This window comes from Advenella faeciporci, assembly GCF_014652395.1.
Taxonomy (GTDB): Bacteria; Pseudomonadota; Gammaproteobacteria; order Burkholderiales; family Burkholderiaceae_B; genus Advenella; species Advenella faeciporci.
The window spans coordinates 125,080-147,571 of the sequence record NZ_BMYS01000003.1 but is presented as its reverse complement, the minus strand read 5'-3'; the positions used below and the strand labels follow the sequence as shown (position 1 = coordinate 147,571).

Genomic DNA, 22,492 nt, shown 5'->3' with positions numbered 1-22,492 from the left:
CAGCCAAAAGAGGTTTTTTTGTGTCCTGTAAGCCCGCTAATAAAACAATTTTATCAGCGGGTTAAAACAGGCTGTTAGATGACGTACAAATCAATGTATTCGTGGACAGGCATTGCTTCCAGTGCTTTTTGATCCAGAGAAACCTCAAGGATGCGGTTTTGCTGCCTGCCTGGGAATACACGAGCCAGATTCGTGCGGAATTTGTCCTCTAGCAGCGGGATGCCATCGGTCCGACGACGTTTGTGACCGATTGGGTACTCGCAAACAATCTCTTCCAGTTTGCTGCCATCGTTGAATTCAACAGTTAGGGCGTTAGCGATGGAGCGTTTTTCCGGATCGTGGTAGTCGGCCGTGAAGGCGGGGTCTTCTACGCAGACAATCTTGTCGCGAAGGGCGTCAATGCGTGGGTCTGCAGCAATGCCGTCTTCGTAGTCTGCGGCGGTCAGGCGACCAAACAAAACAGGTACGGCAACCATGTACTGGATGCAGTGGTCGCGGTCGGCCGGGTTGTTAAGCGGACCTTTTTTGTCGATGATGCGAATGCACGCCTCGTGGGTACGAATGGTGATTTGCTTGATGTCTTCTGCGGTTTTGCCAGCTGCGTTTAACTTCTGATGAATATCCATGGCACACTCAACGGCAGTTTGTGAGTGAAATTCTGCAGGGAAAGAAATCTTGAATAAGACGTTTTCCATGACGTAGCTGCCGTAAGGACGCTGGAATTTAAAAGGCTGACCGTTAAACAGCACATCGTAAAAGCCCCATGTTTTGGTGGTTAACACGGATGGATAGCCCATTTCACCGGTTTTTGCGATTAATGCAAGGCGAACGGCACGGCTGGTGGCATCACCGGCTGCCCATGATTTGCGGCTACCTGTGTTGGGGGCATGACGATAGGTGCGCAGGCTTTGGCCATCAACCCATGCCAGTGACACGGCATTGATGACTTCTTCGCGATCAAGGCCCAGCATTTTTGCGACTACAGCGGTGGATGCCACTTTTACCAGTACAACGTGGTCAAGACCCACTTTGTTGAAAGAGTTTTCAAGGGCAATACAACCCTGGATTTCGTGTGCCTTGATCATGCCGGTCAGCACGTCATGCATGGTGAGCGGCGCTTTACCAACGGCGACAGCGTTACGTGACAGCCAGTCGGCGGTAGCCAGAATGCCACCCAGATTGTCGGATGGGTGACCCCATTCAGCAGCCAGCCAGGTGTCGTTGAAATCTAGCCAGCGGATCATGGTGCCAATATTGAAGGCGGCCTGGACAGGGTCAAGCTGGAATTGTGTGCCGGGAATCTTGGCGCCATTGGGTACAACAGTGCCAGGAATGATAGGGCCCAGCAGTTTGCGGCAGGCGGGGTATTCCAGGGCTTCAAGACCACAACCCAGGGTATCGATCAGACAGTTACGTGCGGTTTCATAGGCAACGGTACTTTCGATGTTGTAATTCAGGACGTAATCGACAATATCAACCAGAACCTGATCTGGCTCGGGATGTACATTTGAAATATGACTGGACATATAGCTTACTCTTTAAAAATGGGTGGGTTCATAAAAGGACCCGCCCGTGATAAGGATATGAGCAATGAGCGTATATTGATGACAACGGATTGTTGATCATCGGGGCCAATATAATTGGCGGTTGGACAAATGATCTTGTTGTCGATGTGTTGCTCGATAATACGGGCATTGTCCGAGCCCTGGATGACAGTCTGAAACGCTGGGTGGCCCTGACCTGAACGGCTACGATCCGTATGCCTGTTTGAAAGATGGCTTGATGCGTCTGCCGACATCGGTGAGAACGTCCTCAAGGATATTGATGCAAAAGAAGCTAACTGTTGTATTTAATCAATAAGGTAAAGCCTAAAAAAATAGCCACTTGATAGTGGCTATTTTTTCACTGCATTATTTAAGCAGGTCGGCTACCCCGTCACGCTCTTCAAGCAATTCATTGAGGGTGAAATCCATGCGCTCACGAGAGAATGCATCAATTTCCAGGCCTTCAACACGTTTGTACTCGCCGTTTTCGGTAGTGACTGGCACACCATAGATGATGCCTTCAGGGATGCCATAAGAACCATCTGATGGAATACCCATGGTGACCCATTTGCCGTTTGAACCCAGCATCCAGTCGCGGATGTGGTCAATGGCGGCATTGGCTGCCGATGCGGCTGAAGACAGGCCACGTGCTTCGATAATCGCTGCGCCACGTTTACCCACTGTAGGAATGAAGGTTTCACGGTTCCAGGTTTCGTCGTTGATGAGCTTATCCAGAGACTCGCCATTGACCGTGGCAAAACGGGTGTCAGGGTACATGGTGGGAGAGTGGTTGCCCCATACGATGAGGTTTTCGATGTCTTTAACCGCTTTGCCAGATTTCTGGGCCAGCTGGGTAAGCGCACGGTTGTGATCCAGACGCAACATGGCGGTGAAGTTTTTGGCAGGCAGGTCTGGGGCAGACTTCATGGCAATATAGGCGTTGGTGTTGGCGGGGTTACCAACAACCAGCACTTTTACATCGCGGCTTGCCACGGCGTTAAGGGCTTTACCTTGAGCGGTAAAGATTTGCGCATTGACTTGCAACAGGTCTTTACGCTCCATGCCTGGGCCGCGGGGGCGTGCACCCACCAGCAAGGCAACGTCAGCATCTTTGAATGCAGTCATGGGGTCGCTGTGAGCGGTCATTTCCTGCAATAGAGGGAATGCACAATCGTCCAGTTCCATCATAACGCCTTTAAGTGCTTTTTGTGCTTTTTCGTCTGGGATTTCAAGCAGTTGCAAAATGACCGGCTGGTCTTTTCCTAACATTTCGCCTGAGGCAATACGAAATAGCAATGCGTAACCGATTTGACCGGCAGCACCAGTAACAGCAACGCGCAGGGCTGGCTTGGACATAAATGTTTCTCCAAAATAGGTATGAACGTAAAGAGATAAGAGCCTTAAGAGCGTATGCGGCAAACCAATAGCGGTACCGGATTATTCATGAAAACTCTTATTGATAATTGCCAATAATCTTAGAATAAAATCCGCTTTTCGTCAAATTGTCTTATAACTTATATCTTATATAAGAATAGACATAAACCCTTAGGTGTGAAATAATGTTGCACGTTAATTCAGGTTTTCATTATTCTGTAAATATGTCAGTTTCATCATCCTCCACCGGCAAGGGGGCAGCCATTAGTGGCGCCGCTTTCAGTCCTTTGTACAAGCAAATCAAAGCATTGCTTGTACAAAGTTTGCATGCCGGTGAATGGAAGCCCGGTGAAAGCATTCCCAGTGAACTTGACCTTGCCTCACGGTTTCAGGTCAGTCAGGGAACCGTGCGCAAGGCTATTGATGAGCTGGCTGCCGAGAATCTGTTGATCAGGCGTCAAGGCAAAGGTACTTTTGTTGCCACCCACCATGAAGCCCAGGTTCGTTACCGTTTTTTGCGGCTTACTCCAGACAATCCCGAAAATACCCAACGTGCGCAAAGTACAATACTTGAATGCAGCCGGCAAAAGGCAACGCAGGAAATGGCCCGCATGCTTGAGATTCGCTCTGGAGATGCGCTTATATATATAAAGCGCCTTATGAATCTGGGTAACCGGCCAAGTGTTATTGATGAGATCTGGCTCCCCGCTGATGTTTTCAAAGGGCTTACCAGCGAGATATTGACTCATAACAAGGGGCCGCTTTATGGATTGTTTGAAACAAAATTTGGTGTCAGCATGATTCGGGCGGAAGAGAAAATCAGGGCTATTGCAGCAAGTTCGCAAATGGCTGATTTTCTTAATGTTTCTGAGGGTTTTCCTTTGTTGCAGGTGGATCGGGTCTCATACACTTATGGAGATCGCCCCATGGAAATTCGCAGGGGAATTTACCTGACTGATCAATATCATTACAGAAATAGTTTAAACTAGAGGCCGTTTTGGTTAGTGCCGGTTCAAATGAAGTAATATTGGCCGGGTTTGTTTTTTTTGTTATATATCGTTTCATTATTTTGAGGCCGTTATGTCAGACTCTACGTCAAAGCCACGTCGGGAATTTCGCAATCTCGATTTAGAGCTTATTGCAGTTAAATACCGCCTGCCCACTGCCGGGAAAGTGTCAATTTTGCATCGTATCAGTGGCGCAATCCTGTTTTTAAGCCTACCTATCATTCTGATTCCTCTTTTTGCTGCCAGTGTGGCATCACCTGAAAGCTTTGAGGCTTTGGGAAGCGGGTTTGGTGGCTTTTTGCTGAAACTTGTTTTGCTGGTGATTTTGTGGGGCTTCATGCATCACCTGTGTGCGGGTATCAGGTACCTGACCCTTGATTTGCATATCGGAATGGATAAAGTATCTGCCCAGAAAAGTGCAGCGATTGTTTTGGGCACAAGCATTGCCCTTACCCTGATTTTTGCAATTAAACTGTTTGGAGTTATGTAATGGCAACTCATGAACAAATCGGTAGGAAACGCCTGGTTGTGGGTGCACACTATGGCTCATTCGATTTTCTCGTCCAGCGTATGACCGCGATCATACTGGCCGTTTATTCTGTTTTATTCCTGATCTGTGCCCTGTTCACTTCCATCAACTATGAGTCATGGAAAGGTTTCTTTACCTTTACCTGTTTTGGCTTGCCGTTGGGTCAAATTTCAGCCACGCTGGCTTTTTTCTCTCTGGCCTGGCATGCCTGGATCGGTGTGCGTGACATCTGGATGGATTATGTGAAACCGGCAGGCCTTCGTGTGGGCTTGCATGTATTAACCGTATTGTGGTTAATTGGTTCAGTCTTGTTTTTCGCGAATATTGTTTGGAGTCTATAAGCCGTGGTCGCAATTAATTCTTCATTGCCACGCCGCCAGTTTGATGCGGTGGTCGTAGGCGCCGGCGGTGCCGGTATGCGTTGTTCCTTGCAGCTTGCGCAGGCTGGTCTTAAAGTCGCTGTTTTGTCCAAAGTGTTTCCAACCCGTTCGCATACTGTAGCGGCTCAGGGTGGTATTGGTGCATCACTGGGTAACATGAGCGAAGATAACTGGTACTGGCACATGTACGATACCATCAAAGGTTCCGACTGGCTCGGTGACCAGGATGCCATCGAATTCATGTGTCGTCAGGCTCCCGAAGCGGTTTATGAGCTTGAGCACTTTGGTATGCCATTCGACCGTAATCCTGATGGCACTATTTACCAACGACCATTTGGTGGCCACACCGCCAACTTCGGTGAAAAACCCGTACAGCGTGCCTGTGCCGCCGCTGACCGTACCGGTCATGCTTTGCTGCATACACTGTATCAGCGTAACGTTGCTGCCAAAACCCACTTCTTTGTCGAGTGGATGGCGCTTGACCTGATTCGCAACGATGCGGGGGATGTCCTGGGTGTAACTGCCCTGGAAATGGAAACGGGTGATATTTATATCCTTGAGGCCAAGAAAACCGTTCTGGCAACAGGTGGCGCAGGCCGTATCTGGGCTGCTTCAACCAATGCATTCATTAATACGGGTGACGGTCTTGGCATGGCAGCACGCGCTGGTATATGCCTGCAAGATATGGAATTCTGGCAATTCCACCCAACCGGTGTTGCCGGTGCGGGCGTGCTCATTACCGAAGGTGTTCGAGGCGAGGGCGGTATCCTTCTTAATAAAGACGGCGAGCGTTTCATGGAACGTTATGCGCCAACCCTGAAAGACCTGGCTCCTCGTGACTTTGTTTCCCGTTCAATGGACCAGGAAATCAAAGAGGGCCGGGGTTGTGGACCTGATGGCAACTATGTTGTCCTGAAGCTGGATCACCTGGGCGCAGATGTCATTAACAAGCGTTTGCCATCCATTCGTGAGATTGCGATCAAGTTCGGTAACGTTGATCCAATTAAAGAACCTATTCCTGTCGTGCCAACCATTCACTATCAAATGGGTGGTATTCCTGCCAACTATCATGGGCAGGTTGTTACCTGGGATAATGGCGAAGAAAAAGTGGTTAACGGCCTGTACGCCATTGGTGAATGTGCGGCTGTGTCCGTACACGGTGCCAACCGCCTGGGTACCAACTCCTTGCTTGACCTGGTTATTTTCGGCCGTGCGGCAGGTAACCATATTGTTGACTCTCATCCTGAGAAACAGCGTGAACACCAGCCTCTGGCGAAAGAATCGGTTGAGGCTTCCCTTGCTCGAGTTAATGCCATTGAATCCCGCACTTCCGGCGAGAAAGTGCAAGATGTTGCCAACAGCATTCGTGTTTCAATGCAGCAGCATTGTGGCGTATTCCGTACACTGAAATTGCTGAACGAAGGTGTTGGTCAAATCGACGAACTGGCAGAACAGGTCAAACACATCAACTTCAAAGATAAATCAAAAGTGTTCAATACAGCACGTGTTGAGGCGCTGGAAGTTGAGAACATGATTGAAGTAGCGCGTGCAACCATCAAATCAGCTGCCAATCGCACTGAAAGCCGTGGCGCCCATGCATTGGATGATCACCCTGAGCGTGATGATGAAAACTGGTTGAAACACACCTTGTGGCATTCTTCAGATGGCCGCCTGGAATACAAGCCGGTTCATATGAAGCCACTGACTGTTGAATCATTCCCACCTAAAGCACGCACTTTCTAAGCAGGATATTATGAGTACTAAACGTATCGTCAAATTTGAGATTTACCGCTACGATCCTGATAAGGACGAGCGTCCATACATGCAGAAGCTTGAAGTTGAGCTTCAGCCAACTGACAAAATGTTGCTTGATGCAATTGTCCGCATCAAGAATGACGTTGATGACAGCCTTGCAATACGTCGTTCTTGCCGTGAAGGCGTTTGTGGTTCAGATGCCATGAATATCAACGGTAAAAACGGTCTGGCTTGCACCACCAATCTGCGTGACCTGAAAGAGCCTATCGTTCTTCGTCCGCTGCCAGGTTTGCCGGTTATTCGTGACCTGATTGTAGACATGACTCATTTCTTCAATCAGTATCACTCAATTCGTCCCTATCTGATCAACGATACACCGCCACCTGAAAAAGAGCGTCTGCAAACACCCGAGGCCCGTGAAGAGCTTGATGGTTTGTATGAGTGTATTCTTTGTGCATGTTGCTCTACGTCCTGTCCGTCTTTCTGGTGGAATCCAGATAAATACGTTGGGCCTGCTGGTTTGCTGAACGCCTATCGCTTTATTGCCGACAGTCGTGACCAGGCTACCGCAGAACGTCTGGATGATCTTGAGGATCCGTACCGTTTATTCCGTTGTCACACAATCATGAACTGTGTAGACGTTTGTCCTAAAGGATTGAATCCAGCAAAAGCAATCGGCAAGATCAAGGAAATGCTGGTTCGCCGTTCAATCTAAGTAGTTCGTTTATGGACAAACTAACGGAATTGGAACGTGCCCGTCTTCGCTGGCGGGCTCGTCGGGGGCTTTTGGAAAACGATTTGATTATTACCAAATTTTTGGATCGTTATGAATCCTCGTTAACCAACGAGGATGTAAAGTCCCTGACTCAACTTTTTGAGCTGGATGATAACAATTTACTTGACCTTTTGCTGGCGCGTTCAGAGCCGGAAGGTGACTATGATACGCCTAATATAAACCGTCTGATCGGTCTGATGCGTGCAGGGTAAGGTGAGTAAAAAGTTATTGTGTTGTATAAAACTAAGTAAGGAATATAGATGAAATTGTCTGAAAAAAAAGCTACGCTCAGCTTTTCCGATGGTAGTAATCCCGTTGAATTTCCAGTGTACCAAGGTACAGTGGGTCCAGATGTTGTAGATATTCGCAAGTTGTACGGTCAGACAGGCATGTTTACCTATGACCCGGGATTCATGTCTACCGCTTCATGTGAGTCTGCAATTACCTATATCGATGGCGATAAAGGTCAATTGTTGTATCGTGGTTATCCTATCGAGCAGCTGGCTGTTAATTGTGACTTCATGGAAACCAGCTACCTGCTGTTGAATGGCGAATTGCCAAACGCAGCACAAAAAGCGGATTTCAACCATCAGGTTACCTACCACACGATGGTTAACGAGCAAATGCAGTTTTTCCTGCGCGGCTTCCGTCGTGATGCGCACCCCATGGCGATCATGACGGGCCTGGTGGGTGCAATGGCTGCCTTCTACCACGACTCTACTGATATCACCAATCCAGAGCATCGTCACATTTCAGCCATCAGGCTGATTGCCAAAATGCCTACACTGGTGGCAATGACCTATAAGTATTCTCAAGGCCAGCCTTTCATCTATCCTCAGAATGATTTGTCATATACAGGCAACTTCCTGCGCATGATGTTTGCAACCCCTTGCGAAGATTACAAAGTCAATGACGTTGTAGAGCGTGCGCTTGATCGCATCTTTATCTTGCATGCCGATCACGAACAAAATGCATCCACCTCTACCGTGCGTCTGTGTGGTTCTTCAGGTACCAACCCGTTTGCAGCGATTGCCGCTGGTGTTGCTTGCCTGTGGGGGCCTGCTCACGGTGGCGCCAATGAAGCTTGCCTGAATATGCTTGAGCAAATTCAAGCCAATGGTGGCATCGCCAAAGTAGGCGAATTCATGGAGCAGGTCAAAGACAAAGAATCAGGTGTTCGCCTGATGGGCTTTGGTCACCGTGTGTACAAAAACTATGATCCACGTGCCAAACTAATGCAGGAAACATGTAAAGAAGTCCTGACTGCATTAGGTCTCGAGAATGATCCTTTGTTCAAGCTTGCCATGGAACTGGAGCGTATCGCCCTTGAAGATCCATACTTCGTAGAACGTAAACTGTATCCTAACGTTGACTTCTACTCCGGTATTGTTCAGCGCGCGATTGGTATACCAACTTCTCTGTTCACGGCAATTTTTGCGCTTGCCCGTACAGTAGGCTGGGTTGCACAGTGGAACGAAATGATCTCTGATCCTGCGTACAAGATCGGTCGTCCCCGTCAGTTGTTTACGGGTGATACTGCCCGTGACGTAGTGGAAATTGCCAAGCGTTAATTTTCTGCCGGATCTTTATCGGTAGTTCAAAAAAGCCCTTCAGGATAATCCCTGAAGGGCTTTTTTTAGGAAAGCTGAAGTAAAAGAAGATTAGTTGTTATAAGGCGTGCCAAGACAGTATTTACCTGCGCCACCCAGGAAAATAGCCAGTGCGCCCACAAGAAAAAGGGCAGGCAGTTCTGGAACCCAGCCACCCGAGCGGCTGAATGAAGACAGTTGCCCCATGTGTACAAGGAAAAAGGCAAACAGCATATTCACCGCAATAACAAGGGCGGCAGGGCGGGTATAAAGGCCAATAATGACCATGATTGGCGCAATGACCTCGCCTGCATAAACGCCGTAGGCGACAAATGCGGGCAAGCCTTTGGCGGTTAACATGCCCATCACCGGATCTATCCCGTTTGTGATTTTGGTCAAACCATGAAACAGGATCAGGAAGCCCACGCCAAGCCTTAGCAACAGTTTGGCCAGATCATCGCTTTTCAACAAAATTTAGTTTCCTTGTGATTGCTGCGCATCAACAACAGCCAGTGCGGTCATGTTGACAATACGGCGTGTTGTTGCGCTGGTGGTAAGAATATGCACCGGTCTTGCTGCGCCCAGCAGGACAGGACCCATCGCAATGCCATTGCTGCCTGTCATTTTCAACATGTTGTAGGTAATATTGCCAGTGTCCAGGTTTGGCATGATTAACAGATTGGCGCGTCCTTTGAGGGTTGAATCCGGGAAAGCATTAAGCCGGATTTTTTCTGACAGGGCCGAGTCGGCATGCATTTCACCGTCAACTTCCAGTAGTGGCGCGCGTTCGGCAATAATTTCGCGGGCACGGGCCATTTTTCGGGATGATTCGGTTGGGCGGCTGCCAAAGTTCGAATGGGACAACAGGGCGATTTTAGGGGTGATGCCAAAGCGAATCATTTCCTCGGCCGCCTGTATGGTAATGTCAGCGATTTGCTCGGCATTCGGGTTTTCATTAACGTGTGTATCACAAATGAACAGGGTTTCATCGGGCAGCATAAGTACGTTCATGGCGGCAAAAGTCTGGGCACCGGGTTTCAGGCCAATCACTTCCTCGACATATTTAAGCTGGTTGTCAAACTTGCTTGAAACGCCACAAATCATGGCATCGGCATCACCGCGTTCCATAAGCATGACGCCGATAAGCGTATTGTGTTTGCGAACCATGGCCTTGGCAATGTTCGGGGTAACGCCATCGCGTGCTTTCAGTTTATAGTAGGCCTGCCAGGTTTCATTGAAACGGTCGTCATCCTCTGGGTTGACAATCTCGATGTTTTTACCGTTAATCAGGCGCAGCCCCAGTTTTTCAACGCGCATGTTGATAACAGCAGGGCGGCCGACCAGTATAGGGTTGGCCAATTTTTCATCGATAACGGTTTGGGCTGCGTGCAGGACACGTTCGTCTTCACCATCGGCAAATATAACCCGTTTGGGGTCTGATTTTGCCTGTTTGTACAACGGCCGCATTAACTGCCCGGAGCGGTAAATAAAGCTCATCAGCTGGCTGCGGTAGGCATCCAGGTCTTCAATGGGACGCGTGGCCACGCCAGAGTCCATGGCGGCCTGTGCAATCGCGGGAGCGATTTGTACAATAAGACGGGGATCAAATGGTTTTGGAATGATGTATTCAGGGCCGAAATTCAGATCCTGGTCCTGGTAAACCGAGGCGACCTCATCATTTTGCTCGGCTTGCGCCAGTTCTGCAATGGCTGTAACGCAAGCCAGTTTCATTTCCTCGGTAATCCGGGTGGCGCCAACATCAAGGGCACCGCGGAAAATGAACGGGAAGCACAGTACGTTGTTGACTTGGTTGGGGTAGTCGGAGCGGCCGGTGGCAATAATGCAATCGGGGCGGGCCGCTTTGGCATCTTCAGGAAGAATTTCGGGGTCAGGGTTGGCAAGGGCTAAAATCAGCGGTTGATTAGCCATGGACTTGACCATTTCTTTGGTAAGAACGCCTGCTGTGGAGCAACCCAGGAAAACATCGGCATCCTTAATGACGTCGGCCAAGGTGCGTGCGTCGGTGTCCTGGGCATAGCGAGCCTTGTTTTCTTCCATGCTTTCATCGCGGCCTTTCCAGATTACGCCACGGGAGTCGCATACATAAATGTTTTCCCGGCTGATACCAACTTTAGTGAGCAAATCAAGGCAGGCAATGGCGGCGGCGCCAGCGCCTGAGCAGACCAGTTTGACCTCTGCGGGATTCTTGTGAACGATTTTAAGTCCGTTCAGGACGGCAGCTGAAGAAATAATGGCCGTACCGTGCTGATCATCATGAAACACGGGAATGCGCATGCGTTCACGCAGTTTTTTTTCAATGTAGAAGCACTCGGGGGCTTTGATGTCTTCCAGGTTAACACCGCCCAAGGTGGGTTCGAGCGCGGCAATAATATCTACCAGTTTGTCAGGATCCCGTTCGGCAAGTTCTATGTCAAAAACGTCTACACCGGCAAATTTCTTGAACAGGCATCCTTTCCCTTCCATGACCGGTTTGGCGGCAAGCGGTCCGATATTGCCAAGGCCAAGTACGGCGGTCCCGTTGGTAATCACGCCAACCAGATTGGAGCGGGAGGTATATTTGGCGGCCGCTTCGTCCCCATCATTAAAGATGGCCATACAGGCTGCTGCCACGCCGGGAGAGTAAGCCAGGGAAAGATCGTCCTGGTTGGCCAGCGGCTTGGTGGGTGTCACTGATATCTTACCGGGGGTAGGATGGGCGTGGTAGTCTAGCGCCAGTTTAGTGAAATCGTGATTCATAGTAGAGAGGACCCTATTGTATTTTTAGTTTGATAAATTAAAACTAATCGTGTTTATAAAGCAACGAATTATACAAATATACCAATTTGCCAGTGAGTAAGCATTAATAATCTTTTGTTTTTGAAAACTTTATAGCGAAAAGCTTGTTAAATGGGGGTATACTTTTATGCTATTGGCTTTTAAGGCTAGTACGTGCCTTCTGCCCCGCTATCCGCAATTCGGTCTAGCCGTAACGCGGAAGGTATTCCTGCATCCAAAGGGTGAAACACTCATACCGGTGAAGCGTTTATGACTACGGAAATTGAAAAGAAATCCACATCTTATTTATTCGGCAGCAATGCCCCATATGTCGAAGAGCTCTATGAAGCTTACTTAGACAATCCTGATTCAGCACCAGAAGAATGGCGTGCTTATTTTGATCAGTTACAGCATTTGCCTGCGACCGATGGCTCCACAGGAACCCGTGATCAAAACCACAGCTCAGTCATTACTTCATTTGCCCAGCGTGCCAAAGCCAACGCTTTTGTCGTCCAGCAAATTGCGCCACCCAACCTTGAAGTAGCCGGCAAGCAACTGCATGTGCAGTCTCTTATTGCCGCCTATCGTTCGCTAGGTGTGCGTCTGGCAACCCTGGATCCCCTGAAACGTCGTGAACGCCCCGAAATTCCCGAGCTCGATCCAGCCTTTTACGGCCTGACCGAAGCCGATCTTGATGATGTGTATTCTGCTACGAATACTTACTTCACCAAAAAAACAACCATGACCCTGCGTGAAATTCTCAATGCCTTGCGCGATACTTATTGCCGCAGCATTGGTGCCGAGTTCATGCATATGTCCGATCCCGCCGCCAAGCGCTGGGTTCAAGAGCGCCTGGAGTCCATCCAAAGCAATCCCAATTTTGATGCCGAGCAGAAAAAACGCATTCTGCAGCAGCTGACCGAAGCCGAAGGCCTTGAGCGTTTCCTGCATACCAAGTATGTTGGACAGAAACGTTTCTCTCTTGAAGGCGGAGAAAGCTTTATTGCCTCCATGGATGAAATCGTTAATCATTCAGCCGACCGTGGCGTGCATGAAATTGTAGTTGGTATGGCTCACCGTGGCCGTCTGAACATGTTGGTTAACATCATGGGCAAAATGCCTGGCGACCTGTTTGCCGAATTTGAAGGCAAGCATGCTGAAGGCCTGACCGATGGTGACGTGAAATACCACAACGGTTTCTCCAGCGATCTGTCCACACGCAGTGGCCCGGTTCACCTGTCTTTGGCCTTTAACCCGTCCCACCTTGAAATCGTTAACCCTGTTGTAGAGGGTAGTGCACGTGCTCGCCAGGAACGTCGTGAAAATGGCAAGCAGCAGGTTCTGCCCGTACTGGTACACGGTGATTCGGCTTTTGCCGGTCAGGGTGTGGTTATGGAAACCCTTAACCTTGCGCAAACCCGTGGTTATGGTACTGGTGGTACGGTTCATATCGTTATCAATAACCAAATCGGTTTCACCACTTCTGATCCACGCGACGTACGTTCAACCCTGTATTGTACTGACGTTGTCAAAATGATCGAGGCGCCCGTTTTCCACGTAAACGGTGATGATCCCGAAGCGGTTGCTTTTGTTTCCCAACTTGCGGTTGACTATCGTATGGAGTTTGGTCACGATGTCGTGATCGATATCATCTGCTTCCGCAAACTGGGTCACAACGAACAGGATACACCTGCATTAACACAGCCATTAATGTACAAAAGCATCAGTGTTCATCCGGGTACACGTAAACTGTATGCAGACAAACTGGTTGCGCAGGGCGTACTTGACGCAGACGGCCCAGACCAAATGGTCAGGGAGTACCGTCAGTTAATGGAAGATGGCCAGAAAACCGTTGAGCCTGTATTGACAGACTACAAAAACAAATACGCGATTGACTGGACACCGTTCCTGGGTGCCAAGTGGACAGATCAGGCTGACACTGCCGTTCCATTGGCAGAGCTTAAGCGTATCGGTGAAAAAATCACGACGGTACCGGAAAACTTTACGCCGCATAATCTGGTTAAAAAGTTGCTGAATGACCGTCGCAACATGGCGGCAGGCGAGCAAAACCTGGACTGGGGTATGGGTGAGCACCTGGCATTTGCAACCCTGGTTGCCTCTGGTTATGCCGTGCGCATTACCGGTCAGGATTCCGGTCGTGGCACGTTTACACACCGTCACGCCGTATTGCACGATCAAAAACGTGAGCGCTGGGACGACGGTACATATATTCCCTTGCAGAACGTTGCCGAGAATCAGGCACCTTTTACGGTGATCGACTCCGTGCTTTCTGAGGAAGCGGTGCTGGGCTTTGAATATGGCTATGCATGTTCAGAACCCAATACACTAACGATCTGGGAAGCCCAGTTTGGCGACTTCGTCAACGGTGCCCAGGTTGTGATTGACCAGTTCATTTCCTCCGGTGAGGCAAAATGGGGTCGCCAGTGCGGTCTGACCATGATGCTGCCACACGGTTACGAAGGCCAGGGTCCCGAGCACTCATCTGCCCGTATCGAGCGCTTCCTGCAATTGTGTGCCGACAACAACATGCAAGTGGTTCAGCCAACTAATGCTGCCCAGATTTTCCACCTGCTGCGTCGTCAGATGATCCGTCAGTTCCGCAAGCCTTTGGTAATCTTTACGCCAAAATCACTGCTGCGTAACAAAGATGCAACTTCTCCGTTAACCGATCTGGCTACGGGTGAATTCCAGCCGGTCATCCCTGAAGTCAACACAGACATCGAGGCTGATAAAGTCAAGCGCATTCTGGCTTGTTCCGGTAAGGTTTATTACGATTTGGTGAATGCCCGTACCGAACGCGAAGCCAATGATGTGGCCATTATTCGTGTTGAACAGTTGTATCCGTTTGCCCATAAGGCATTCGATGCGGAAATCAAGAAATATCCTAACGCCACAGAAGTTATCTGGGTTCAGGATGAGCCTCAGAACCAAGGACCTTGGTTCTATATTCAGCACCATCTGTATGAGAACATGACTGCAGGTCAGAAACTGTCTTATGCGGGTCGCAATGCTTCTTCCTCTCCGGCTGTTGGCTATCTGGCTAAACACGTTGAACAGCAAAAGGCACTTATTGAACAGGCATTTGCGCCGAAATTAAAAGGTTTTATCCTAACCAAGTAATTGGACTAACATATTTTACGGATTAAAAAAATGGCTATTATTGACGTTATCGTTCCCCAATTATCAGAATCAATTTCTGAAGCGACCCTGCTTGAATGGAAAAAGAAAGTAGGTGAAGCGGTTACCCAAGACGAAACCCTGATCGAAGTTGAAACAGATAAAGTGGTTCTTGAGGTTCCTGCGCCCGCATCAGGCGTGATTGTTGAAATTGTTGAAGGCGACGGCAGCACCGTGACTGCAGAACAGTTACTGGCTAAAATCGACACCGAAGCAACGGTAGGCGCAACAGCCGCTCCCGCTCCGGCAGCCGAGGCTGCTCCGGCTGCCGCTGCAGCACCTGTTGCGGCAGAAAGCAAAGTGGTTAGTGGTGTGGCTTCTCCTGCCGCCAGCAAAATCCTGTCTGAAAAAGGTATCAGTGCTGGCGATGTGGCCGGTTCAGGCCGTGACGGTCGTGTCACAAAAGCAGACGCTGTTGCCGCTTCTGCACCTGCCAAATCAGTCGCTGCGCCTGCCGCTCCCCTGTCTGTGTCCCTGGATGGCCGTCCAGAGCAGCGTGTTCCCATGACACGTCTGCGTGCACGCGTTGCCGAACGACTGTTGCAATCGCAGTCTGAAAATGCAATCCTGACCACTTTCAACGAAGTCAACATGAAAGCGGTTATCGATCTGCGTAACAAATACAAAGAGAAATTCGAGAAAGAGCACGGCATCAAGCTGGGCTTCATGTCTTTCTTTGTCAAGGCAGCAGTTGCCGCCCTGAAAAAATACCCTGTTCTTAACGCTTCTGTTGATGGCAAGGATATTATTTACCACGGTTACTTTGATATCGGTATCGCGGTTGGCAGCCCACGTGGTCTGGTTGTGCCTATCTTGCGTAATGCCGATCAAATGTCTATTGCCGACATCGAGAAAAAAATCGCTGAATTCGGTGCCAAGGCACGTGATGGCAAGCTGACCCTCGACGAACTGACTGGTGGTACCTTCTCCATTTCCAACGGTGGTACTTTTGGTTCCATGCTGTCCACACCTATTATCAACCCGCCTCAGTCAGCCATTCTGGGTATTCACGCCACTAAAGACCGTGCTGTGGTAGAGAACGGTCAAGTTGTTATCCGCCCAATCAACTTCTTTGCCATGTCTTACGATCACCGTATTATCGATGGTCGTGAAGCCGTGCTTGGCCTGGTTGCCATGAAAGAAGCGCTGGAAGATCCACAACGCCTGTTGCTTGATCTGTAATTAACACATGGTATGCACGCCCCCTTACGGGGCGTGGTTCTTTATATGCACCCGGTGTGCATGCTAATGAATTAAATAAAAGAGAATTGTTATGTCTACTCAATTTGATGTAGTTGTTATTGGTGCCGGACCTGGTGGATATATTGCCGCTATCCGTGCTGCGCAGTTGGGCAAAAAAGTGGCATGTATCGATGCCTGGACTGACGAAGCCGGCAATCCAAAACCCGGTGGTACATGTACCAACGTGGGTTGTATTCCTTCCAAAGCCCTGTTGCAGTCATCCGAGCATTTCGAGCAGGCTAATCATCACTTTGCCGAGCACGGTATTGAAGTGGGTAATGTCAAGCTCAAGCTTGATACCCTGATCGGTCGTAAAGACACCGTTGTCAAGCAAAACAACGACGGGATCCAGTTCCTGTTCAAAAAGAACAAAGTCACCTTCTTTTCTGGCAAAGGCGAATTTTCCGGTAAAGCCGCAGATGGCAGCTACAGCATTAAAGTGAGCGGCAAAAAAGAAGAAACCATTACCGCGTCACATGTTATTGTGGCAACTGGTTCACAGCCCCGTGCATTGCCGGGCCTTGCCTTCGACGAAAAACAGGTTCTGTCTAACGATGGCGCCTTAAGCATTCCAGCCGTCCCTAAAAAACTGGGTGTGATTGGCGCAGGTGTTATTGGTCTTGAGCTGGGCAGCGTATGGCGTCGTCTGGGTGCTGAAGTCGTCGTGCTTGAAGCCGCTCCCGATTTCCTGGCCGTGTGTGATACCCAGGTTGCCAAAGAGGCACAAAAAGCCTTTACCAAACAAGGCCTGGTTGTTGAAACAGGCGTGAAAATTGGTGAAATCAAACAAACTGCCAAGGCAATCACTATTCCTTACACCACCGCCAAGGGTGAAGAACAGTCACTGGTGGTAGACAAGCTGATTGTTTCCATTGGCCGTGTTCCTTACACTACCGGTTTGAATACTGAAGCGGTTGGCCTGCAACTCGATGACCGCGGTTTCATCGTGGTTGATGATAATTGCAAAACCAATTTGCCAAACGTATGGGCAGTGGGTGATGTGGTACGTGGCCCCATGCTTGCACACAAGGCTGAAGAAGAAGGTGTGGCGGTTGCCGAGCGTATTGCCGGTCAGCACGGTCATGTCAATTTTGACACGATTCCTTCCGTTATTTACACCTCTCCTGAAATTGCCTGGGTTGGCAAAACAGAGCAGGCACTTAAAGCTGAAAAACGTGAAATCAAAGTGGGTAGTTTCCCATTCCTGGCCAATGGCCGTGCACGTGCGCTGGGTGATACAACCGGTTTTGTGAAAATCATTGCCGATGCCAAGAGTGATGAAGTCCTGGGCGTTCATATTATCGGCCCATCGGCCTCAGAGCTTATTGCAGAAGCAGTCACGATCATGGAATTTAAAGGTGCGGCCGAAGATATTGCCCGTATCTGCCACGCGCACCCAACCTTGTCTGAAGCAATGAAAGAAGCAGCCCTTGCGGTTGATAAGCGTGCATTGAACTTTTAATCAAGTTGGTACTGTTTTAAGTTTTGCTTGAAATAGCAGGCCTGCGGCTCGTGGTTGGTGTTCCCTGAACAGCCAGCCAGGCTGCAGGCCTTTTTAATATAATGAATTTTTAAACTTGAATTTATCGTCATGAATGTTTTGCAGTATTATGAAAAAGCGCTGGGTGAACGTGGTTACAAGGCAGATGCGGCACAACAGCAGGCAATCCGTCGCTTGCAGAAGTATTATGATGATTGGATTGCCTTCAAGGAGCAGCGCTCAAACAAGCTGAAAAAACTGTTCAGCCGGCCAGCTATCCCCAAGGGTGTATACATGTGGGGTGGGGTAGGGCGAGGTAAAAGTTTTTTAATGGACTCTTTTTACCTGACTGTACCGGTAAAGCGTAAAACCCGGATTCATTTTCATGAGTTCATGCGCGGTGTGCACCTGCAGCTGCAACAAATCAAGGGTACACAGGATCCGCTCGATGAAGTGGCGCGCCGCATTGCCAAAAAATACCGCCTGATCTGCTTCGATGAATTCCATGTTTCGGATATTGCCGATGCAATGATTTTGTATCGTTTGCTGCTTAAACTGTTTGAATATGGCACATCATTTGTGATGACCTCCAATTACGAGCCATCTATGCTGTACCCGGATGGCCTGCACCGTGACCGTATCTTGCCGGCCATCAAGCTTATCCAGGAACGGATGGATGTGCTGAACGTGGATACCGGGGTGGATTACCGCCTGCGTACGCTGGAACAGGTAAAAATGTATCATACGCCCCTGAGCGAACAAACCCGTCATGAATTGCAGCAGGCGTTTGATCAGCTCTCGGATACGGCCGTTCAGGATCCGGTCTTGCATATCGAGAACCGTGCAATCCGTGCCGAAGCCGTGGGTGGGTCTGTGGTGTGGTTTTCATTTGCCACCTTGTGTGGCGGGCCACGTTCGCAAAATGATTACCTTGAGCTGGCCAGCCGTTTTCACACGATTATTTTATCTGACGTACCCAGAATGCGTCCCAAACATGCCTCCGAGGCCCGTCGTTTTACCTGGCTGATTGATGTTTTATATGACCATAAAGTCAAACTCATCATGTCTGCCGAATGTGAACCGGATGAGTTATATACCGAAGGCACGTTGTCCAATGAGTTCCATCGAACGGTTTCCCGTATCATGGAAATGCAATCAAAAGAATATATTGAGTCTGAACGAAGGGAATCGGTCAGTCTGTAAATTGGGAATTGAAATTCATGAGTAAAAACACAAGAGTGCTAACCGGAATCACGACTTCCGGTACACCGCATCTGGGCAATTATGCCGGGGCCATCCGGCCTGCCATTAATGCGAGTCGTGAAGATAATGTTGATGCCTTCTTTTTTCTGGCCGACTATCACGCCCTGATCAAATGTGATGATCCCATGCGTGTGGCCCGTTCACGTCTGGAAATTGCCGCCACCTGGCTGGCTGCAGGTCTTGATACCAGCAGAGTTACTTTTTACCGCCAGTCGGATATTCCTGAAATACCCGAGCTCAGCTGGATCCTCACTTGTCTTACCCCCAAAGGCTTAATGAACCGGGCGCATGCTTACAAAGCCTCGGTAGACCAGAATGTGGCCAAGAACGTGGAGCCTGATGATGGCGTCAATATGGGCTTGTTTTCATATCCGATCCTGATGGCGGCAGATATTCTCATGTTCAATGCCAATAAGGTACCGGTTGGCCGTGACCAGATCCAGCACCTTGAAATGGCCCGTGATATTGCCCAGCGCTTTAACCATCAATACGGGGCAGGGCGAGATTATTTCACATTGCCCGAGGTTCATATTGAAGAGGAAGTGGCTACCTTGCCGGGGCTTGATGGCCGCAAAATGTCCAAAAGCTACAACAACACCATTCCCCTGTTTGAAGGCTGCAGCAAGCTGCTGAAAGCGGCCATTGCCCGTATCCAGACCGACTCTCGCCTGCCCGGCGAACCCAAAGATCCCGATGAGTCCCACTTGTTCACGATTTACCGGGCTTTTGCGGGCCAGGAAGAGGTGGCGGCGTTCAGGCAGCAGCTTCTTGATGGCATGGGCTGGGGCGATGCCAAGCAGGCGCTGGGTGAGTTGCTGGAAAACACCCTGGCGCCCATGCGTGAACGTTACAACGAGCTAATGTCCAAGCCTGACCGGATTGAAGAAATCCTGCAGGAAGGTGCCAAAAAAGCGCGCCGTGAAGCCACTCCGTTTATTAACGAAATTCGCCAGGCGGTTGGCTTGCGCAATGCGGTGGCGGTAAAAGCCGCAGCCAAAGAGCAAAAGAAACAGGCCAAGACTGCCCGTTTTGTCAGCTTCCGCGATGAAGAGGGTCGATTCCGTTTTCGCCTGATTGCGGCAGGTGGGCAAGAATTGTTGTTATCCGTTCCATTTGATAACCCGAAAGATGCCGGCTTGGTGACCAGGCGTCTTCAAACTGAACATATCATTGAGCTGATTACTAAAAACGAACAGGATGGCTGTCTTGAGGTCAACCTTGACGGACAACGGGTGGCCAAGGGTTTTCCCGTGTCCAGCCCGGTGGAACTTGATGCTAACATCACGCTTTTGAATGAAGCCATTGAATCAATGAAAGCCTAAAGAGGAAAACGTGGGACAAACAGCATTGACAATAATTACGGAAGAAGATCATGGCGTGGTGATTGACCTGGTATATGCAACGCCCGATAATCTGGCCGGAAAAGTGGTGTACCAGGAAGCTGTTTGTGCCCTGCATCCCGACGCGGAAGCCTGTTTGCGCAAGGCGGCCGGTTATGCCTTGCAGGCAGGCTTTACGCTTAAGGTTTTTGATGCTTATCGTCCTGGAAAAGCTCAGGAAATTTTCTGGTCGGTTCTGTCCGATGCGCAGTATGTCTCTGATCCGTCACAGGGCTCCAACCATTCCCGAGGGGTGGCGGTTGATGTAACGTTGTTAAATGAAAGTGGCCAGGCCCTGGATATGGGTACCGGCTTTGATGATATGCGGGAACTGTCTCATCATGACCGCAAAGACTTGCCATCCGAAGTGCAAAAAAACCGTCTGTTGCTACTTGGAATCATGCTGCATGCCGGGTTTATCTCTATTCCTTCGGAATGGTGGCACTATGAGCTGCCCAATAGCTGTGCTTACCCCATGATAGAAAGCGATCTTGTAAAAGTATGACGAACTCCTTGACCGGCTTTCCGAAAGGAAATTATTTTTACAATAATCGGGTAAATAACTATTTCTGGTTTTAATTTGTTTTGCTAAGATAGCCTGTGTTCCGGTCGATATTCATTGGGAGAAATCGCATATGTCAGGACATCGCATTTACAGAAAATTACTGCTCACGGTCTTTGCTTCGGCGCTTGGATTTTCCATTGCCATGCCTGGTGCAATGGCGGCAACACCCAAAGACACGCTGGTGATTGCCAAATCATCCGATCCGCAAACCCTTGATCCGGCCGTTACCATCGATAATAACGACTGGACAGTGACTTACCCCAGTTACCAGCATCTGGTTAAATACAAAAAAGGTTCTACCGAGGTGGAAGGTGATCTTGCCGAAAGCTGGACCGCTTCCGATGATAACCTGACATGGACATTCAAGCTTAAACCGGGGCACAAGTTTGCTGATGGCAGCGATGTCAATGCCGATGCGGTCAAATATACCTTTGACCGTCTTTTACGTATCAAGCAGGGGCCTTCCGAGCCTTTTCCGGCCATGCAAGCCAGTGTGAAAGATCCGCTAACGGTTGAGTTCAAGCTTGAAACGCCGTTTGCACCTTTCCTTTATATTCTGGCCAATAACGGGGCAGGCATTATTAACCCGGCCGTTGAAAAGGCCGAGGGCGGGGCAGACAATTTCCTGGCAGGCAATACAGCCGGTTCAGGTCCTTACCAAATGACAAAGTGGGATAAAGGCCAATCCATCCAGCTCGAACGCAATCCGCATTATGGGGGTGAAAAGCCGGCACTGGATAAGGTCCTGTTGAAAATCATTCCCGATGCCTCAGCCCAGCGCCTGCAATTGCAGAATGGTGACCTGGATATCGTGGCCAAATTGCCCGTTGACCAGATTGAGTCTTTGAAAAGCAAACCCGGTGTCCATTTTGAGAAAGTGCCTTCCTTGCTGGTTACCTACCTGTACTTGAACAATAAAACCGGACCGCTTGCCAACCTGGATGCCCGCAAGGGAGTTTCTGCAGCGATTGATTACCAGGGGATTGTTGAAGGTGTATTGAACAATCAGGGTAAACAGCTTAAAGGTCCCATTCCTGATGGCATGTGGGCTTATGACGACTCCAACCCTGATTTCAAACAGGACCTTGATGCTGCCAAGGCCAGTTTTGCCAAGGCCAAGTTGGGCAAACAAGACCTGACGCTGCTTTACTCAAACCGTGATGCCAATTGGGAGCCCATTGCCCTGACGGTACAGGCAAACCTGGCCGCCCTTGGGGTGAATGTCAAACTCGAAAAGCTGGCTAACGCCACCATGCGTGATCGCCTGGGAAAAGGGGAGTTTGATATTGCCATTGGTAACTGGAGCCCCGATTTTGCCGACCCGTACATGTTCATGAACTATTGGTTCGACTCTGAAAAAGCAGGTTTGCCGGGTAACCGTTCTTTCTACTCAAACCCCGAAGTCGACAAGCTGGTTCGCAAGGCGGCTGAAATCAGTGACCAGGAAGAACGCACCAAGCTGTACCAGCAGGCCCAGAAAATGGTGCTGGATGATTTCGCCTATGTCTATCTGTTCCAGAAAAGTGAGGAAATCGGTTTGCGTGATAATGTGAAAGGTTTTGCGTATAATCCCATGCTTGATGACGTTTATAACGTGCAAGATATCAGCAAGGAATAATCGGATTGTCAAGGAACAC

Annotated in this window: 19 protein-coding genes; 14 read left to right on the top strand and 5 right to left on the bottom strand. The window is 49.4% G+C overall.

All coding sequences use genetic code 11. The features are described 5' to 3' along the window. Window positions 1-74: 74 nt before the first annotated feature. From IE074_RS03825 to IE074_RS03815, 3 genes are all read right to left on the bottom strand, one after another. On the bottom strand, window positions 75-1,526 hold the full coding sequence (locus IE074_RS03825; protein WP_189384128.1) for a bifunctional 2-methylcitrate dehydratase/aconitate hydratase: 1,452 nt from the start codon (window positions 1,524-1,526) through the stop codon (window positions 75-77). 5 nt (window positions 1,527-1,531) lie between these two features. Further along, window positions 1,532-1,798: a hypothetical protein gene (locus tag IE074_RS03820; protein ID WP_189384196.1), complete on the bottom strand. Its 267-nt coding sequence runs from the start codon at window positions 1,796-1,798 to the stop codon at window positions 1,532-1,534. A 112-nt stretch (window positions 1,799-1,910) separates the two neighbouring features. Continuing rightward, on the bottom strand, window positions 1,911-2,900 hold the full coding sequence (locus tag IE074_RS03815) for a malate dehydrogenase (RefSeq protein WP_189384127.1): 990 nt from the start codon (window positions 2,898-2,900) through the stop codon (window positions 1,911-1,913). Between the two features lie 242 nt (window positions 2,901-3,142). Between IE074_RS03815 and IE074_RS03810 the strand changes: the two genes are divergently transcribed. From IE074_RS03810 to IE074_RS03780, 7 genes are all read left to right on the top strand, one after another. Continuing rightward, window positions 3,143-3,907 (top strand): GntR family transcriptional regulator, encoded by a 765-nt coding sequence (locus IE074_RS03810; RefSeq protein WP_189384126.1) that lies wholly within the window; start codon window positions 3,143-3,145, stop codon window positions 3,905-3,907. Between the two features lie 91 nt (window positions 3,908-3,998). After that, entirely contained in the window at window positions 3,999-4,415 is a 417-nt protein-coding gene (sdhC, locus tag IE074_RS03805; protein ID WP_189384125.1) for a succinate dehydrogenase, cytochrome b556 subunit, read from the top strand. Then, the gene (gene sdhD, locus IE074_RS03800; RefSeq protein ID WP_189384124.1) at window positions 4,415-4,795 is read left to right on the top strand and encodes a succinate dehydrogenase, hydrophobic membrane anchor protein; all 381 of its coding nucleotides are present in this window, start codon (window positions 4,415-4,417) and stop codon (window positions 4,793-4,795) included. Before sdhC ends, sdhD begins: the two co-directional genes overlap by 1 nt. Window positions 4,796-4,798: 3 nt before the next feature. After that, the gene (gene sdhA, locus IE074_RS03795; RefSeq protein WP_189384123.1) at window positions 4,799-6,577 is read left to right on the top strand and encodes a succinate dehydrogenase flavoprotein subunit; all 1,779 of its coding nucleotides are present in this window, start codon (window positions 4,799-4,801) and stop codon (window positions 6,575-6,577) included. 10 nt (window positions 6,578-6,587) lie between these two features. Next, complete coding sequence (locus IE074_RS03790) at window positions 6,588-7,304, top strand: succinate dehydrogenase iron-sulfur subunit (RefSeq protein WP_189384122.1); 717 nt, start codon at window positions 6,588-6,590, stop codon at window positions 7,302-7,304. An 11-nt stretch (window positions 7,305-7,315) separates the two neighbouring features. Beyond that, window positions 7,316-7,576, top strand: a complete 261-nt coding sequence (locus IE074_RS03785; protein WP_169295144.1) for a succinate dehydrogenase assembly factor 2 — start codon at window positions 7,316-7,318, stop codon at window positions 7,574-7,576. Window positions 7,577-7,624: 48 nt separating this feature from the next. Continuing rightward, window positions 7,625-8,935: a citrate synthase gene (locus tag IE074_RS03780; protein WP_189384121.1), complete on the top strand. Its 1,311-nt coding sequence runs from the start codon at window positions 7,625-7,627 to the stop codon at window positions 8,933-8,935. A 90-nt stretch (window positions 8,936-9,025) separates the two neighbouring features. Here IE074_RS03780 and IE074_RS03775 read toward each other — a convergent pair whose 3' ends face one another. Continuing rightward, window positions 9,026-9,424 carry a DoxX family protein gene (locus tag IE074_RS03775; RefSeq protein WP_189384120.1) on the bottom strand — a complete coding sequence of 133 codons (399 nt, stop codon included), beginning with the start codon at window positions 9,422-9,424 and terminating at the stop codon, window positions 9,026-9,028. A 3-nt stretch (window positions 9,425-9,427) separates the two neighbouring features. Beyond that, on the bottom strand, window positions 9,428-11,710 hold the full coding sequence (locus IE074_RS03770; RefSeq protein ID WP_189384119.1) for an NADP-dependent malic enzyme: 2,283 nt from the start codon (window positions 11,708-11,710) through the stop codon (window positions 9,428-9,430). Window positions 11,711-11,998: 288 nt separating this feature from the next. Between IE074_RS03770 and IE074_RS03765 the strand changes: the two genes are divergently transcribed. The 7 genes from IE074_RS03765 (at window position 11,999) to IE074_RS03735 (ending at window position 22,473) form a co-directional block, all read left to right on the top strand. After that, window positions 11,999-14,869, top strand: a complete 2,871-nt coding sequence (locus IE074_RS03765; RefSeq protein ID WP_189384118.1) for a 2-oxoglutarate dehydrogenase E1 component — start codon at window positions 11,999-12,001, stop codon at window positions 14,867-14,869. Between the two features lie 30 nt (window positions 14,870-14,899). Further along, window positions 14,900-16,108, top strand: coding sequence for a 2-oxoglutarate dehydrogenase complex dihydrolipoyllysine-residue succinyltransferase (gene odhB / locus IE074_RS03760; protein WP_189384117.1), 1,209 nt, complete (start codon window positions 14,900-14,902; stop codon window positions 16,106-16,108). Between the two features lie 91 nt (window positions 16,109-16,199). Continuing rightward, window positions 16,200-17,630, top strand: a complete 1,431-nt coding sequence (lpdA, locus tag IE074_RS03755) for a dihydrolipoyl dehydrogenase (RefSeq protein ID WP_189384116.1) — start codon at window positions 16,200-16,202, stop codon at window positions 17,628-17,630. A gap of 129 nt (window positions 17,631-17,759) precedes the next feature. Further along, entirely contained in the window at window positions 17,760-18,851 is a 1,092-nt protein-coding gene (zapE, locus tag IE074_RS03750) for a cell division protein ZapE (protein WP_189384115.1), read from the top strand. A gap of 17 nt (window positions 18,852-18,868) precedes the next feature. Next, on the top strand, window positions 18,869-20,233 hold the full coding sequence (locus IE074_RS03745) for a tryptophan--tRNA ligase (protein WP_189384114.1): 1,365 nt from the start codon (window positions 18,869-18,871) through the stop codon (window positions 20,231-20,233). A gap of 25 nt (window positions 20,234-20,258) precedes the next feature. Continuing rightward, a complete protein-coding gene (ddpX, locus tag IE074_RS03740) occupies window positions 20,259-20,795 on the top strand; it encodes a D-alanyl-D-alanine dipeptidase (protein WP_229793871.1) in 537 nt (178 codons plus the stop codon). A gap of 130 nt (window positions 20,796-20,925) precedes the next feature. Beyond that, window positions 20,926-22,473, top strand: coding sequence for an ABC transporter substrate-binding protein (locus IE074_RS03735; RefSeq protein WP_189384112.1), 1,548 nt, complete (start codon window positions 20,926-20,928; stop codon window positions 22,471-22,473). The last annotated feature ends 19 nt before the right edge of the window (window positions 22,474-22,492 follow it).